The sequence below is a fragment of the Campylobacter australis genome (assembly GCF_050586305.1).
Classification (GTDB): Bacteria; Campylobacterota; Campylobacteria; order Campylobacterales; family Campylobacteraceae; genus Campylobacter_A.
The window spans coordinates 214,986-230,862 of the sequence record NZ_JAXUAA010000001.1; the positions used below are offsets into that span (position 1 = coordinate 214,986).

The following is a 15,877-nucleotide window of genomic DNA, read 5'->3' on the forward strand; positions in this document are numbered from 1 at the left end:
TTTCTCCTTGTATTAAATGGTTTTATTATCTTTTATCTTATTTAAAAATTCTTCGATGTTGTATCTAGCTCGATATTCTGAGCTCATAAGATGTATAAGTATGTCGCCAAGATCGCACACAACCCACTCCCCAGAGCTTTCAACGCCTAAAAACTGCTCGCCAGCTGGTTTAAGCTTTTCTTTTAAATCATCTGTCAGTGAGAGTGCGTGTCGTTCAGCCATCGTCGTTGCTATGATGACCTGTTTTACAAAATAGTCGCGATCGCTCATATCAAAAACCTCGATCGCTTCCGCCTTTTTCTCGTCTAAAATTTTAACTATTGTTTCTATTCGCTTTTGCATTTTTTTCCTTGGTAAAATTTAATAACTTCATCTTTTATTGAGCTTGGGATTTGCTCGGTCGCAAGATGTGAGCGTATTTTTGAGCTTGAAACATCAACGCGTATGTCCATTTTGGCAAATTCGCCAGGTATGACGATGTGATCGCGTTCGGCTACGATAATTTGTGTAAGTTGCCTTAGCGTATCTATCTCGTGCCATTTGTTTAGTGAGCCGATATGATCGGCGCCGATGATGAGATAAAATTTCTGTATGTCGTAAATCTCATAGAAGTGCTTTATACTTTCAATGGTCGGAACTGGGCGCTCTTGAGTGATCTCAAAGTCTGAAATTTCTACACGCTTTAGCTCTCTCCAAAGTTTTTTTACCCATTTTAGCCTAAGCTCTGGTGGTGCTGAAAATTGGCTTTTAAATGGGCTGATAAAAGTTGGCATAATGATAAGCTTGTCGATGTCTAGCTCGCTAAGCGCCATTTTTACTATGCTATCATGTCCTAAATGGGGTGGGTCAAAGCTGCCGCCAAAAAATGCTATATTCAAATTTCGCCTTACAATCAAATCTTGTGATTGTAGCATAATAAAATTAAAGTTAGGTTTGGCGTGAAAATTTTTTGTTTTTAGCTGTTTTTGTAAATTTTTTTTGTAAAATTATGATAATTCCAAATTTTAAGGAGTAAAAATGTCTGTAAAAATAGCTATCAATGGTTTTGGGCGTATCGGCAGGTGCGCTGCACGCATTATCTTAGACCGCGATGATTGCGAGCTTGTTGCGATAAATGACACTGCAAAACGCGACATGACAAGGTATTTGTTAAAATACGACAGCGTTCATGGCGAATTTAAAAAAGATGTAAAAGTTATAGATGACGATCATATAGAAGTTGATGGCAAAAAGATAAGAGTTTTTTCAACGAGAGACTTAAACGAGCTTGATTATGCTGCTTATGAGGTTGATGTCGTGCTTGAATGCACAGGAAAATTTCTAACAACTGAAAGCTGCCAGCCATACCTTGCAAAGGGCATCAAAAAGGTCGTTATGAGTGCTCCTGCAAAGGATGATACGCCGATGTTTGTCTATGGGGTCAATCACGAGACTTACGCAGGTCAAAACATCATCTCAAATGCTAGCTGCACCACAAATTGCCTTGCACCAGTTACAAAGGTGCTAGATGAGAAATTTGGTATCGTAAAGGCACTGATGACCACGATTCACGCCTACACAAACGGACAAAGTTTGGTTGATGTGAAGTCAAAAGACTTTCGCCGAAGTCGTGCCGCAGCCCTAAATATCGGACCTACAACCACTGGTGCGGCAAAGGCGATCGGCAAAGTTATGCCAAATTTAAAAGGTAAAATTCACGGACAAAGTGTGAGAGTACCAACGGCAAATGTATCAATGGTAGATCTTACTGCAGTTTTAGGCAAGGCTGTTAGCGTTGAAGAGCTAAACAACGCATTTCGCGAAGCTTCGCAGGGAGCGATGAAGGGTATTATGATCGTTGATGATGATCAGCGCGTTAGTAGTGACTTTTGCACGAGCGAGTATAGTTCGGTGATTGCTGCTGATATCACGCAAGTTATCTGCGATGACATGGTAAAAATTATGGCGTGGTACGATAATGAGTGGGGCTACTCTGCACGGCTTATCGATATGGCTGTGTGGGCATCAAAAAGGGGCTAAAATGGATGGCATAATCTCAATAAAAGAGCTAAATTTAAGCGGTAAAAGCGTCTTTATAAGGTGCGATTTTAATGTGCCTATGGATGAATTTTTAAACATCACTGACGATCGTCGCATACTTTCGGCGTTGCCAACTATCCGTTACTGCCTAGATCAAGGTTGCAAGATTATTTTAGCATCTCACTTGGGGCGACCAAAGAATGGCTTTGAAGAGAAATTTTCACTAAAACCAGTTGCAAAACGCCTAAGCTTCGCGCTTCATCAAGATGTGATATTTGCTAGCGATGTCATCGGTACAGACGCTCAAACAAAGGTGGCAAACTTAAAAGCTGGCGAGGTTTTGCTACTTGAAAATTTACGCTTTGAAAAAGGTGAAACTAAAAACGATGAAGCTTTGGCAAAGGCTTTGAGCGAGTTTGCTGAAATTTACATAAATGACGCCTTTGGTGTTTGTCATAGAGCTCACAGCTCGGTTGAGGCGATTACAAAATTTTATGATGAGGAACATAGGGCAGCTGGATTTTTATTGCAAAAGGAGATTGATTTTGCTGAGAGACTTATCAAAAAGCCCGCTCGTCCGTTTGTCGCAGTTGTAGGCGGTAGCAAGGTAAGCGGTAAGCTACAAGCCCTAAAAAACTTGCTTCCACGCGTAGATAAGCTGATAATTGGCGGGGGCATGGCTTTTACATTTTTAAAGGCTTTGGGCGAAAATATCGGCAACTCTTTGCTTGAAGAGGAATTGCTTGAAGAGGCTTTGATGGTGCTTAAAAAGGGCAAAGAGCTAGGTGTTAAAATTTATTTACCAGTTGATGTTGTAGCGGCTCAGACCTTCTCGGCTGATACGGCGGTCAAATATGTAACAGCACAAGAGATCCCATCTGGCTGGATGGGTTTAGATATAGGACCTGCGTCTATTAGGCTTTTTCAAGAGGCTATCATTGATGCTCAAACTATCTGGTGGAACGGGCCTATGGGTGTTTTTGAGATGGATAAATTTTCAAAAGGCAGTATCAAAATGAGCCACTCCATCGCCGAAACTCATGCCACAACAGTAGTTGGTGGCGGAGATACGGCTGATGTGGTTGCAAGGGCTGGAAATGCTGATGAGATGACTTTTATATCAACTGGTGGCGGAGCTAGTTTGGAGCTTATAGAGGGCAAAGAGCTACCGGGCGTAAAACCACTTAGAAGGGCAAGCTTTGAATAGTTTTATTTATGCGGCAAATTTAAAATGCAACCACACAAGGGCAAGCTTTGCTGAGTATGCAAAGGTGCTAAATGATGGCTTGGATGATGAAAAGGTGCTGATATTTCCGCCTTTTACGGCATTAGATGACTTTGCCTGGGCAAAATTTAGCATAGGAGCACAAAATTTCTACCCTTGTCAAAGTGGTGCTTATACTGGTGAGATAGGCAAGGCTCACTTAGATGAGTTTGGCATAACAAGTGTTCTTATCGGACACTCTGAGCGGCGCGAGCTTTTGCATGAGCATGGTGGAGTCTTAAAAGAAAACGATGAGCTTTTGCTTAGTAAATTTGATTTTGCTGTTAAAAATGGCTGGCAGGTGGTTTATTGCATAGGCGAAAATTTATGGATGCGAGAGGCTGGCAAGACAAGGGAAATTTTAAAAGCACAACTTGAGCTTATAAACCTATCTTATGACAAGCTAATCATCGCCTATGAGCCGATCTGGGCGATAGGATCTGGAAGTAGTGCTAGTGTAGAGCAGATAACGCAGGTGCTTGATTTTGTCCGTACATTGACCGCTGCACCGCTTCTTTACGGAGGCAGTGTAAATGCTAAAAATATTAGCGATATTTGCCATATCACAAACTGTAATGGCGTTTTGGTAGGTACTGCGAGCTGGGATGCAGCAAATTTTTTAAATTTGATAAAGACAAATGAGGGTTAAAATTTGTAAGAAAATTTTAGTCATACTAGATACTTGGCTTTAAATTTTCTTGCTATTTTAAAATGCTTAACAAATAAAAGCAAAAAGGAGCAAATATGATAATGAATGGCAAAAAGGGTCTAATAGTAGGCGTTGCAAACGCTAAATCAATAGCTTATGGTATCGCACAAGCTTGTCGTCAGCAGGGCGCTACTATGGCTTTTACATATTTAAATGACGCTCTAAAAAAGCGTGTAGAGCCCATAGCACAGGAGTTTGGAAGTAAATTTGTATATGAACTTGATGTAAATAACGAAGCACATCTTGCGGGCATAGCTGATAAGATAAGGGCTGATCTAGGTGAGATAGACTTTATCGTGCATGCTGTGGCGTATGCTCCAAAAGAGGCTTTGGAGGGCGAGTTTATAAATACCACAAAAGAGGCTTTTGATGTAGCGATGCAAACTTCTGTTTATTCGCTTCTTTCGCTTACAAGAGCGGTTTTACCTGTATTAAAAGAGGGCGGTTCGGTGCTTACACTAAGCTACTTGGGCGGTCCAAAATTTGTGCCACATTACAATGTAATGGGCGTTGCAAAGGCGGCGCTAGAAAGTGCGGTTCGCTACCTAGCACACGACTTGGGCGCAAAAAATATCCGCGTAAATGCCATTTCGGCAGGTCCGATTAAGACGCTAGCGGCTAGCGGAATAGGTGATTTTAGAATGATACTACGATATAATGAGGTAAATTCTCCACTTAAACGCAATGTAAGTACCGAAGATGTAGGCAAATCGGCTATGTATTTGCTAAGCGATCTTGCTAGCGGTGTGACTGGTGAAGTTCATTATGTGGATTGTGGTTATAATATAATGGGTATGGCTGACATAGCTACTGATGCCGATGGCAATACTGTTTTGGCAATGGATCTAAGCAAGTAAGATAGAAAAATTAAGCTCACTTTGGCTAAAATGGCGCAAAAATAAATTTTAAGGTTGGATTATGAGGGGTTATAAGATCTTTTCTGGAACGGCAAATTTGGAATTTTCAAAGAAAATTTCACAGTATCTATCACTTCCGCTTAGTGAGGCTAGTATCAAGCGTTTTAGTGATGGAGAGATTAGTGTGCAAGTGGGCGAAAGTGTGCGTGGAAAGGATGTTTTTGTTGTTCAGCCGACCTGTGCCCCAGCAAACATAAATTTAATGGAGCTTTTAATCCTTACAGATGCTCTTAGGCGAAGCTCTGCTAGCTCGATAACGGCAGTAGTGCCATATTTTGGATATGCTCGCCAAGACCGCAAAGCCGCTCCAAGAGTGCCAATAACTGCAAAACTTGTGGCAAATATGATGCAAACGGCTGGCATTAGCCGTGTGGTTACTATGGATTTGCATGCTGGGCAAATTCAGGGATTTTTTGATATACCAGTTGATAATCTTTATGGAAGCATGGTTTTTACTGATTATGTTAGGTCAAAAAATTTGCCAAATCCTATCGTTGCAAGCCCTGATGTAGGCGGTGTTTCTCGTGCTAGAGCGCTTGCTAAGACCCTTGATGTTGATATGGTTATCGTCGATAAGCGTCGCGAAAAGGCAAACGAAAGCGAAGTAATGAATGTCATAGGCGATGTAAATGGCAAAGATGTTATCTTGGTAGATGATATGATAGACACTGCAGGTACGATCGTAAAGGCAGCAAAGGTATTTAAAGAGCGTGGAGCTACTAGCGTTATGGCATTTTGTACGCATCCAGTTTTAAGCGGTGCAGCATATGAAAATTTAGACAAAGGCTATCTTGATGAGCTAGTCGTTACTGATACGATACCTCTAAAACAAGACCATAGTTGTATAAAAGTACTAACTGTTGCACCACTTTTTGGTGAAGTTATACGCCGCGTCTATCATAATGAAAGTGTAAATGGACTTTTTGTGTAAAAATACAGAATTTAGCTTGAAATTTTATAGATTTTAAGCTAAATTTTATTGACAAAAATCGTTTTTTTGTCTATAATACGACTTCTTTTATATGTTCCGGATTAGCTCAGCGGTAGAGTAGGTGACTGTTAATCACTTGGTCGCTGGTTCGAACCCAGCATCCGGAGCCACTTTTTATAAAAATACTAAGTTTTAATATTAAAATCCGCTATTTATTGGTATTCTTTAATTTTTGTAAATTGTAGTGAACTAAAGTCATAATTTTACTCTATATCTTATAATTTTATAGTCTCTTATGACCGAATATCTAGTGCATATCGTATCCAATTGCCAAAACCATATTTGACCTAATTTGTTTGTCAATGGTGTAAGGTTTTGCTAAAAAACTATCAATTTCTTTAAAGTTATTATCTAGTATAAAGATATTGTTTGGATTATAAAAGTCATAGTATTTTATGGTTTATTCGTTGTTATTGGTTTTTTATTATGATTAAGTGCTTCAAATGTTCTAAGTGAAAGTTTAGATGTATATCTATAACAAAGTCAATTAAAACTTTTGATTTTCTGATATTTTCTAAAATTTTACGATAAGTCAATGTTTTTTAGTAAAGGTTATATTTTGCAAATATGATTATATTCTCTTTTTTGTTCTTGTTGTGACTGCCTAAAAATAAAAATCACTGGCAATAACAGTATCGTTTTGTTTCTGAAGATAGTCAAGATAAAATTTTTGGTAGGCAGTATGTTTGTATATTTGTTATCAAATGGATCAAATTTAAATTTATCAATGTAATTAAAAAATTTCACCATATTTATGCATGCCATCAAATTGATAATTAACGATATTATTTTTTAATAAATCAGCTATTTTTAGCCGTATTTTCATACTTACATTTTTACATATTGTTATGATAAAACACTGATGTAGTTTTGTTTTTACTTTTTTATTTATAAGTTTTTCAATTTTATCTATAACTTCAAAGCCATAAAATTCTAAGTTTTACTATATAACAACTATTAGTAAGTATAGCTTTTTCATTCCTGATTGTTTGTTGCATTTGTGTTCTGAAAATTTTTAGTATTTTATTAAGGTTGGCGCAAATTTACTATTTTATTTATAGGTTATGTTATCTATTTTCTAGATGCGAAATAGCAAAATATATTAGTATTTTAAAAAGAAAAACTTTAAAAATATAATCAAAATTTATTCTATTGCAGATATTTTATATCTAAAAAACTATGAAAATTTTAAATTAGATTGCAACAAAAAGAAATAAATAAAAGGTAGCTAAATGCCTTTTTTAAGGGATTTTGTGAAAGATACTGAAAAGTATTAAAAAGTATTGAAATATAAGTAGTGGTGGGTTCACCAGGACTCGAACCTGGGACCATCCGGTTATGAGCCGGATGCTCTAACCAACTGAGCTATGAACCCATTTGAATTGAAGTTGAGATTATACAAAAACTAAGCTTATTAAAAGCTAAAATTTTATTTTATTTTGTATGTTTTGTTAATATCTCTTAAAATAGTAAAATTTGCATCCATTTTTTGGCTAAAACTTCCGTAATTATAAGATTTACCGCCGTGCATATCTATCTTTTGTTTTTCGGTGCTATTTGCAAATAATACTACTAAAAATACTAAAATGACAAATAAAACCCTCATGTCTTTGCTTGTAAAATTTTGGGGAGATGCCCCAAAATTTATTTATAGTTTTTTATAGCTTCGTCTAAAATCTTTTGTGCTTCTTTTGCGTCGGCAAAGTCTTTTACTTTGACCCATTTGCCAGGCTCTAGCATTTTGTAAGTTTCAAAGAAATTTTTAATGCGATCAAGTGTAATTTTTGGCAGATCATCAAGCGATTTGATATTATCATATCTCGGATCTATCTTGCTTACTGGCACTGCTAGCAACTTCTCATCCATTCCACTTTCATCCTCCATCACCAAAACTCCAATCAAACGGCAAGGTATGACTGAGCCTGCTTGAAGCGGATACTCATTTAGCACCAAAACATCTGCTGGATCGCCGTCCGCAGCTAGAGTGTTTGGCACGAAGCCGTAATTTGCTGGGTAAAACATCGCTGAATACATCACGCGATCGACCACTACCGCACCACTATCTTTGTCAATCTCATACTTGATGTTTGAGCCGTAAGGTATCTCAATGACGGCGTTGATTTTATCAGGGTTTGAGCCTACTTTGATTTTTGAAATGTCCATTTTATACCTTTGTGTGAAATTTATCACTTATATTAGTAAAAAAATACTTTTAAGCTGATAAAATTACTTAAAATTATGAGTTTTAGCTGGTAAATATGTTAAAATTTACCAGCCGTGAGACTATACTATTTTATGATGAAATTTTCTTTCACTTGTTTATAAATTTCTTCTGCCGTTTCATCTAGCATGCCTTTTGCATCGCCACCAAAAGCTCCTATTCTGATGCTACCTTCAACTTCAAAATTTGTAACATTTTTGTTTGCAGTGGTGTCAATGAGAGAGACTTTTGTTTTTGAGCTACCTTTACCTGCTCCAAATCCCACAAAATATCTCAAAGCCCTATTGCCCTCAGTAAATTCTCCAACTTCGCAGTTTATTTGCAGAGCGGTGCCTTTGATGCCATCTTTGGTTAGAAGCTAATTGAGTTTTGTCTCAATCTGTTTGTTGTATTCGCCATCTTTGCAGAGTGCAAAGGCGGTTTGAAATTTTGTATTTGTATGGTTTTGAATAGGTGTGTTTAGTCCAGCTTTTGCACAGCCACTAAGTAGTAATGCTGCTACCTCCCCCCCCCCATTATAAGGGTAATGTATTGAGTTTTGATAAAAATCCTTTATGTAAAATTTTCGTAGTCATTGTAATATTTTTTGGATAAAAGTTAAATTTATAAGGCAAAAAGCTGTTTAGCCCACCTTGTGGGCTAAAATTAAAGTAGTGAGTTTATAAGCACTTTCATATCAGCTACGATTGGCTCTATACTGCGTTCGCCGTTGATAGTGTGGAGTAAATTTTTATCCTTGTAAAACTCGCGGATCGCAACGATTGGCTCTAAATAGACCTTCATGCGATTGTTAAAGACTTCGTTATTATCATCTACTCCACGCGCACGACCAAGCACACGCTCACGCGCCACAGCTTCGCTCACATCGACTTCGATCACGCCTTTTAGCATGATCTCGCTTTGTGCAGCTAGGACTTTGTCAAGCTCACTCATCTGCTCAATACTTCTTGGGTAGCCGTCTATGACGATGTTTTGCTTATTTGAGCCTTTGATTGCTGAGATTATCGTATTTACAACGACTTCAAGTGGAACAAGGTTTCCCTTTGAGATGAAGTTATCGATTAGCTTGCCAAGCTCACTGCCGCTTGCAACTTCTGCACGAAGCAAGTCGCCAGTCGAAAAGTGCGCAAAACTCTCATCAGCCTTTGCAATAAGATCTGCGTCGGTAGTTTTTCCACTTCCCGGAGCTCCGATGATTAAAAACAATTTTTTCATTTTTTTCCTTTTAAAATATGGGTTTGTCTCGCTTTGCCTTAGTCATTTGCTGGTCGCGATGTTTCGCCTTTAATTTATTAATTCAATGCGGTTGTGTCCGCGAAATGATTTTGGGGTTTTAAAGTAAAATTTACAAAATCTCAAAGACACTCACAAAACAACGCATAATTATTTCTGCTCTTTCTCCCTGATACGCAGCCCAAGCTCTCTTAGCTGTTCGTTGCTTGGCTCACTTGGAGCTTTGGTAAGCGGACACTGGGCACGCTGTGTTTTAGGGAATGCGATCACATCGCGGATCGAGCTTGACTTGGTCGCTAGCATGATGAGTCGGTCAAAACCGATCGCGATACCGCCGTGCGGAGGCGCGCCAAAGCTAAGCGCATCAAGCAAGAAGCCAAATTTCTCTCTCTGCTCGGCTTCATCGATACCAAGCAGCTTAAAGACCTTTTGCTGAGTTTCGTTTTTATGTATTCTCACACTTCCGCCACCAAGCTCAAAGCCGTTTAAAACAACATCGTGAGCGACAGAAAGGATATCTTCAAGATCTAGCTCGTCGATATTTTTTGGCAGTGTAAATGGATGGTGCATTGCCGAGTATGATCCGTCATCATTTTGCTCAAACATAGGAAAATCAAGCACCCACAAAAACTCCATCTTGTCTTGATCGATGATGCCCATCTGCTCGGCTAAGAAAATTCTAAATCGTCCCATATAATCAAGCACGACCTTTTTCTTTCCAGCGCCGAAGAACACCACATCGCCAAGCTTTAAGTCGCATCTTGAAACTATCTCAGCAAGATCGTTTTCAGAGAAAAATTTACAAAGCGGACCTTTTAGCCCGTCCTCTTTCATCTGGAAGTATCCTAGTCCCTGAGCGCCGAATTTTCGCACAAATTCTTCAAAGCGATTCATCTCGCGTTTGCTGAAAATATTATCGCCGTTTGGCACTTTTAGGGCTTTTATGCGGTTTTTCTTTTTGTCTTTTGCGATAGAGCTGAAAATTTCATTGCTAGAACGCTCGAAAATATCGATCACATCGACCATTTCAAGCCCATAACGAAGGTCAGGCTTATCAGAGCCGTAAATTTCCGTTGCATCGCGGTAGCTCATACGTCGAAATGGCGTTTGTATTTCGTATCCGCATGCTGCAAAGATGTCTTTTAGCATATTTTCAGCCATATTTAGGATGTCTTCTTGCTCGATAAAGCTCATCTCGACATCGATTTGCGTAAATTCTGGCTGTCTATCGGCTCGTAAATCTTCATCGCGGAAGCACTTTGCTATCTGAAAATAGCGATCAAATCCGCTACACATCAAAAGTTGTTTAAAAAGCTGCGGACTTTGTGGAAGCGCGTAAAACTGCCCGTTATAAACGCGACTAGGCACAAGATAATCACGCGCACCTTCTGGCGTAGCACGCGTTAAAATCGGTGTTTCAAACTCGATAAAGCCCATTTTTTGAAGGCTATTTCTAGCGGCTATCGCAGCGGCTGAACGCATTTGAAAGATCTTTTGCAAACGCTCATTTCTAAGATCTAAAAAGCGATATTTAAGCCTGATGTCTTCATTTACGCTCTCATCGCCTATCATAAACGGCAATGGCTCGCTTGGATTTTCGATCTCTAACTCGCTTACAACGACTTCGATCTCGCCAGTTTTTAGGCGCGGATTTACCAGTCCTTCGCCTCTGGCACGAACTTTGCCTTTGATTTTTAACACATATTCGTCACGGACTTTGCTGGCTGCTTCGTGGGCTTGTTTGCTGTCTGCTGGATCACAAACCAGCTGGATAAGCCCAGTGCGGTCGCGTAAGTCAAAAAATATAACACCGCCGTGATCTCTATAAGTATTTACCCAGCCACAAAGCGTAACTTCTTTACCGATGTCAGACTTTGACAGATCGGCACAATAATGGCTTCGCATAAAAACTCCTTTAAAATTCAGTTTAAAATGCCTGATTATACTAAAAATTTGCTTTTGCGTAGCTTTGTTAAGCAAAAATTTGTTAGAATATGTCTATGAAAAATTTAGATATAAAAAACATAAAAAAGGTCGGCATAGTCGCAAAAATAGACAATGACCTTGGTAAAAATTTATCGATTTTAAAAGAAATTTTTAAAAAATTTAATGTTTGTATTTTGCTTGAAAATTTGACAGCAAAAGCTATTGGGCAAGATGGTTTTAGGTTTGAAAAGTTAGCTAGAGAGTGCGAGCTTTTAATCTCTCTTGGTGGCGACGGAACGCTTATATCTGTTGCTAGAAAAAGTGCTAAAATCTCACCTTTTATAGTGAGTATACATACCGGACATCTTGGTTTTTTAACAACTGTGACCATTAATGAGTGTGAGATTTTTTTCAAAGAATTTTTTGAGGCAAAATTTGAAATTTCTAGACCATTTATGCTTGATGTTTTTATGCATAAAAAAAATGGAGAGACGGTTCATAAGGTCGCCTTTAATGACGCCGTTATAATGCGCGAAAAACCAGTTTCCATCGCAAAAGTTGAGGCATTTTTAAATGGAAAATATTTTAACACCTACTTTGGTGATGGTATCATCGCAAGTACTCCAGTTGGCTCAACGGCTTATAATATGAGTGCTGGAGGGGCGATAATCTATCCACTTAGTGATGTTTTTTCATTAACCCCAATCTGTTCTCACTCACTAACTCAAAGACCTATCATTTTATCTAAAAATTTAACCGTCGAGCTTAGGGCTAGCAACGATGAGGTGCTTGTTATAGATGGTCAAGATAGTTTTAGTATGAGTGAGTTTAGTGGTGTTAGTGTTGGATTAAGTAAAATTTATACGAATTTGGTACGCAAGCAAGATGAGGACTATTTTCAAATTTTAAAACAGAAATTGCACTGGGGTTATAATGATTGAGCGAATTTTGATAAAAGATTATCTTGGATTTGATAGTGTAGAGCTAAATTTTAGGGACGGACTTAGTGTTTTTACTGGTGTGAGTGGTGCTGGTAAAAGCGTGCTTATGAGCGCTATAATGGCAGTTTTTGGACTAAAAGATAGTGAAGCAAGGCTGATTGAAGCTGATGTTGATTTTGCATTTGATATGAGTGAGTTTGGCATAGAGCCAGAGCCTATAAATAGCTTTAAGTTGCTTCGTGATAAGAGCACGCGTTACTTTATAAACTCTCAAACAATATCAAAGAAAAATCTCGCCACAATAGCAAAAGAACACATAAAATATCTTTCGGCAAAAGAGGCAAATGAGTTTGAAAACGATCGGTTTTTAGAGCTTCTTGATCTTTTAGAATGCAAGAAAGATCCAAAATTTTTTGATATAAAACAGAGCTTTTCTCAGAAATTTTTTGAATTTAGCAAAATTTCAAAGGAGTTAAAAGCCATACAAGAGGATGAAAAAAGGGTTGAGGAGTTAAAAGAGTTTGCTAGTTTTGAAATTTCTAAAATAGAAAGTATAAGCCCAAAAATAGGCGAATTTGATGAACTTATGCAGATAAAAAAGAAGCTTAGTAAAAAAGATAAGATAAACGAGGCTTGGAGTAGGGCTGAGGCTGTATTTCACGCTGAAAAGGCGGTTTTAGATGCGCTTCATATTAGCGACATAGATACTGCATTTTTTGAAGAGACGATGAATGAGCTTCGTATAGCCCGCGATAGCCTAAGTATGGAAGAGCTTGAAGATATTGATATAGAAGGAGTTTTAGATAGGATAGAGGGTCTAAATTCACTTATAAAACGCTATGGAAGTATAGAAGAGACGCTAGAAGTGCTTGAAAAGCGAAAAATGGAGCTTAAAAAGTATGAAAATATAAGCTTTGAAAAAAGTGAGCTTGAGATAAAATTTCGTACTCTTGAAGATGAAACCACAAGGCTTGCTAATCTTTTGAGTACTGCAAGAGAGCAAAATTTGCCTAAGCTTGAGCAACTTATAAACTCTTATCTTGGTGAGCTTTATATGAGCGAGATATCTTTGTTTGTAGAAAAAAAGCAGCTTGATGAACTTGGTTGTGATGAGGTTATTTTAAAATTAAATGAGACAAGCTTTAAAAATTTAAGCTCAGGTGAGCTAAATCGCTTGCGACTTGCATTTATAGCGGCTCAAACTCAGATAACACAAAATGGAAATGGCGTTATCATTTTAGATGAAATTGATGCAAATTTAAGTGGAAAAGAGGCTATGAGTATCGCAAATGTGCTTTTAAAACTAGCAGAGTTTTATCAAATTTTTGCCATTTCTCATCAGCCACAACTTAGCTCAAAAGCCCATACTCACTTTTTGGTTGAGAAAAATGCAGACAGCTCAAGCGTTAAAGAGCTTAATCAAAGTGAGCGCGTAGGCGAGCTTGCAAGAATGATAAGTGGCGAGCATATAAGCAAAGAGGCGATAGAATTTGCTAAAAATTTGCTTAATCTTAAATCAAATTAATGTATGTTTAAGCTAAATGATAAATTTTTTTGCTAAAATGTCGTGTATTTAAAATTTCAAAATTTCACTTTATTATTATAGAAAGAACGAACGATGTCAAAAATTTTAGTTGTTGATGATAACAAGGCACTCTCAAAGCTTATAGCTAAAAAAATGGCTGTTAGTACTGATATGCAAGTCGATGTTGCTCACGATTTTACAGAGGCTAGGACGCTCATTGACAGACATAAGGATGAGTACTTTTTGGCTTTGCTTGATTTAAATTTACCAGATGCTCCAGATGGAGAAGTGGTTGATTATGCTTTGCTAAAAGGACTTTCTGTTATCGTTTTAACTGGCAGTATAGATGCTAAAACTAGAGAGTCTTTTATAAAAAAAGATATTATCGACTATGTTTATAAGGGCAATGTTGATGATGTGAATTTTATATTTACAATGGTTGATAGACTTTATAAGAACAAGCAATACAAAGTCATGATAGTTGAGGACTCAATGACTGTAAGAAATGAGCTAAAAAGGATGCTTAAAAATTTACAATTTGAAGTTTTTACAGCAGCTCATGGGGAGGAGGCGATGGGTTATTTTGCAGATCATCCTGATATAAGACTTGTTATAACTGATTATGCTATGCCAGTTAAAAATGGTCTTGAGGTGCTAAAAGAGCTTCGTTCTCAAGCTGATAAAAACAACCTTGGTGTTATAGCTATGACATCGCCAAATGATGACATCGGTGCGGCGACTTTTCTAAAAAGTGGTGCAAATGATTTTCTTGCAAAGCCTTTTAGCAAAGAAGAGCTTACGGTGCGAGTTCATAACACCATAGAAAATATAGAAAACATCCAGCAAATAGCAAATTTTGCCAACCGTGACTTTTTGACTGGCTCTTTTAATAGACGATATTTTTATGAAAACATGAATGAATATATGGTTAATATAAATGACAATGATGAGCCTTTTGCTATAGGCATTGTAAATATTGATAATTTTAGAGAGATAAATGATGCTAACGGTCACGAAGTTGGCGACAAGGTTTTGCAGGCTCTTGCTTCGGCGCTTATTAGTAATGTAAAAGGCAATGATATAGTTGCGCGTTTTGGAGCAGATGAGTTTTGTGTAGTTTTAAAAAACATCTCAAACGAAGATGCGATAAAGTATTTTGTCGGACTTAGATCAAAGGTGGGTGCAATAAGCGTAAAACATAAAGATAAAACTATAAATTTAACCGTTAGTATTGGTGTTTCATTTAGGCAGTATGATTATACGGTTGATGATATGGTAGAATTTGCCTCAGAGGCGCTTTATAGAGCAAAAGAGGGCGGCAAGAACCGTGTAGAGGTTTATGAGTGATTATTGACACGCATTGTCATTTAGACGATAATCGCTTTAATGATGACTTGGACGCTGTGCTTGAAAGGGCATCTGAAAAAGGTGTGAAATTTGTAGTAAATCCTGGAGCTGATATTAATGATTTACCAAAAATAGCTAAAATAGCTGAGCAAAATCACAATGTCTTTTTTGCTTCTGGAGTTCATCCTTATGATAAAGATGGTTTTGATGTAGCTGTTGTTAAGGAATTTGCGATGCATGAAAAGTGCGTAGCGATAGGTGAGTGTGGCTTGGATTATTTTCGTTTACCAAAGGATGAGAGCGCAAAAAATTTAGAAAAAATAGAACAAAAGCGAGTTTTTTTAGAACAACTTGACCTTGCAGTTGAGCTAAAAAAGCCCGTTATCCTTCATGTTCGTGATGCTAACGAGGACTGTTTTAACATACTAAAAGAGTATGCAAGTAGGCTTGATGGGGCCGTGCTTCATTGCTACAACGCATCACCACTTTTGTTAGAACTTGTTAAATTTGGGAATTTTTACTTTGGCATAGGTGGGGTTTTGACATTTAAAAATGCAAAAAATCTAGTCGAAATTTTAACAAAAATTCCAAAAGATAGACTATTAGTAGAAACAGACGCTCCATATCTTACTCCCGAGCCATTTCGTGGAGAGCGCAACGAGCCTGCTTTTACGAAAAATGTTGCTCAGAAGATAGCTGAAATTCTAAGCCTTGAGTTTGAAGAGGTTTGTAAACTTACTTCAAACAATGCCAAAAGATTATTTAAGTGTTTTGACACATAATA

At 37.8% G+C, this 15,877-nt stretch carries 16 protein-coding genes and 2 tRNA genes; 10 read left to right on the forward strand and 8 right to left on the reverse strand.

Annotation, left to right across the window (positions count from 1 at the left end):
* Positions 1-12: 12 nt before the first annotated feature.
* Positions 13-342: a ribosome silencing factor gene (gene rsfS, locus U5B17_RS01085; protein ID WP_430803523.1), complete on the reverse strand. Its 330-nt coding sequence runs from the start codon at positions 340-342 to the stop codon at positions 13-15.
* Positions 327-878: a nicotinate (nicotinamide) nucleotide adenylyltransferase gene (gene nadD, locus U5B17_RS01090; protein WP_430803524.1), complete on the reverse strand. Its 552-nt coding sequence runs from the start codon at positions 876-878 to the stop codon at positions 327-329. Before nadD ends, rsfS begins: the two co-directional genes overlap by 16 nt.
* A gap of 139 nt (positions 879-1,017) precedes the next feature.
* On the opposite strand from nadD, the gene gap reads away from it, so the two are divergent.
* The 6 genes from gap to U5B17_RS01120 all read left to right on the forward strand — a co-directional run bounded on the left by gap (position 1,018) and on the right by U5B17_RS01120 (position 6,010).
* Positions 1,018-2,019 carry a type I glyceraldehyde-3-phosphate dehydrogenase gene (gene gap / locus U5B17_RS01095; RefSeq protein WP_430803525.1) on the forward strand — a complete coding sequence of 334 codons (1,002 nt, stop codon included), beginning with the start codon at positions 1,018-1,020 and terminating at the stop codon, positions 2,017-2,019.
* Position 2,020: 1 nt separating this feature from the next.
* Positions 2,021-3,226: a phosphoglycerate kinase gene (locus U5B17_RS01100; RefSeq protein WP_430803526.1), complete on the forward strand. Its 1,206-nt coding sequence runs from the start codon at positions 2,021-2,023 to the stop codon at positions 3,224-3,226.
* A complete protein-coding gene (locus U5B17_RS01105) occupies positions 3,219-3,932 on the forward strand; it encodes a triose-phosphate isomerase (RefSeq protein WP_230056055.1) in 714 nt (237 codons plus the stop codon). The genes U5B17_RS01100 and U5B17_RS01105 overlap by 8 nt, the downstream gene beginning before the upstream one ends.
* A 95-nt stretch (positions 3,933-4,027) precedes the next feature.
* On the forward strand, positions 4,028-4,849 hold the full coding sequence (fabI, locus tag U5B17_RS01110; RefSeq protein ID WP_430803527.1) for an enoyl-ACP reductase FabI: 822 nt from the start codon (positions 4,028-4,030) through the stop codon (positions 4,847-4,849).
* Positions 4,850-4,910: 61 nt separating this feature from the next.
* Positions 4,911-5,840, forward strand: coding sequence for a ribose-phosphate pyrophosphokinase (locus U5B17_RS01115; RefSeq protein ID WP_430803528.1), 930 nt, complete (start codon positions 4,911-4,913; stop codon positions 5,838-5,840).
* A 95-nt stretch (positions 5,841-5,935) separates the two neighbouring features.
* Positions 5,936-6,010: transfer RNA gene (locus tag U5B17_RS01120), tRNA-Asn, on the forward strand.
* A gap of 1,188 nt (positions 6,011-7,198) precedes the next feature.
* On the opposite strand, the gene U5B17_RS01125 is transcribed toward U5B17_RS01120, so the two are convergent.
* The 6 genes from U5B17_RS01125 to aspS all read right to left on the reverse strand — a co-directional run bounded on the left by U5B17_RS01125 (position 7,199) and on the right by aspS (position 11,259).
* A tRNA-Ile gene (locus tag U5B17_RS01125) sits at positions 7,199-7,275 on the reverse strand.
* Positions 7,276-7,329: 54 nt separating this feature from the next.
* Entirely contained in the window at positions 7,330-7,506 is a 177-nt protein-coding gene (locus tag U5B17_RS01130) for a hypothetical protein (protein ID WP_430803529.1), read from the reverse strand.
* Between the two features lie 38 nt (positions 7,507-7,544).
* A complete protein-coding gene (ppa, locus tag U5B17_RS01135; protein ID WP_229932000.1) occupies positions 7,545-8,063 on the reverse strand; it encodes an inorganic diphosphatase in 519 nt (172 codons plus the stop codon).
* 125 nt (positions 8,064-8,188) lie between these two features.
* Positions 8,189-8,461 (reverse strand): DUF4410 domain-containing protein, encoded by a 273-nt coding sequence (locus U5B17_RS01140; RefSeq protein ID WP_430803853.1) that lies wholly within the window; start codon positions 8,459-8,461, stop codon positions 8,189-8,191.
* A gap of 305 nt (positions 8,462-8,766) precedes the next feature.
* On the reverse strand, positions 8,767-9,336 hold the full coding sequence (locus U5B17_RS01145) for an adenylate kinase (RefSeq protein WP_430803530.1): 570 nt from the start codon (positions 9,334-9,336) through the stop codon (positions 8,767-8,769).
* Positions 9,337-9,504: 168 nt separating this feature from the next.
* Positions 9,505-11,259 (reverse strand): aspartate--tRNA ligase, encoded by a 1,755-nt coding sequence (aspS, locus tag U5B17_RS01150; protein ID WP_430803531.1) that lies wholly within the window; start codon positions 11,257-11,259, stop codon positions 9,505-9,507.
* 95 nt (positions 11,260-11,354) lie between these two features.
* Between aspS and U5B17_RS01155 the strand changes: the two genes are divergently transcribed.
* The 4 genes from U5B17_RS01155 to U5B17_RS01170 all read left to right on the forward strand — a co-directional run bounded on the left by U5B17_RS01155 (position 11,355) and on the right by U5B17_RS01170 (position 15,875).
* Positions 11,355-12,221, forward strand: a complete 867-nt coding sequence (locus U5B17_RS01155; protein ID WP_430803532.1) for an NAD(+) kinase — start codon at positions 11,355-11,357, stop codon at positions 12,219-12,221.
* The gene (locus U5B17_RS01160) at positions 12,214-13,746 is read left to right on the forward strand and encodes an AAA family ATPase (RefSeq protein ID WP_430803533.1); all 1,533 of its coding nucleotides are present in this window, start codon (positions 12,214-12,216) and stop codon (positions 13,744-13,746) included. The genes U5B17_RS01155 and U5B17_RS01160 overlap by 8 nt, the downstream gene beginning before the upstream one ends.
* A 93-nt stretch (positions 13,747-13,839) precedes the next feature.
* Entirely contained in the window at positions 13,840-15,093 is a 1,254-nt protein-coding gene (locus U5B17_RS01165) for a GGDEF domain-containing response regulator (protein ID WP_430803534.1), read from the forward strand.
* The gene (locus U5B17_RS01170; protein ID WP_430803535.1) at positions 15,090-15,875 is read left to right on the forward strand and encodes a TatD family hydrolase; all 786 of its coding nucleotides are present in this window, start codon (positions 15,090-15,092) and stop codon (positions 15,873-15,875) included. Before U5B17_RS01165 ends, U5B17_RS01170 begins: the two co-directional genes overlap by 4 nt.
* Positions 15,876-15,877: the final 2 nt, after the last annotated feature.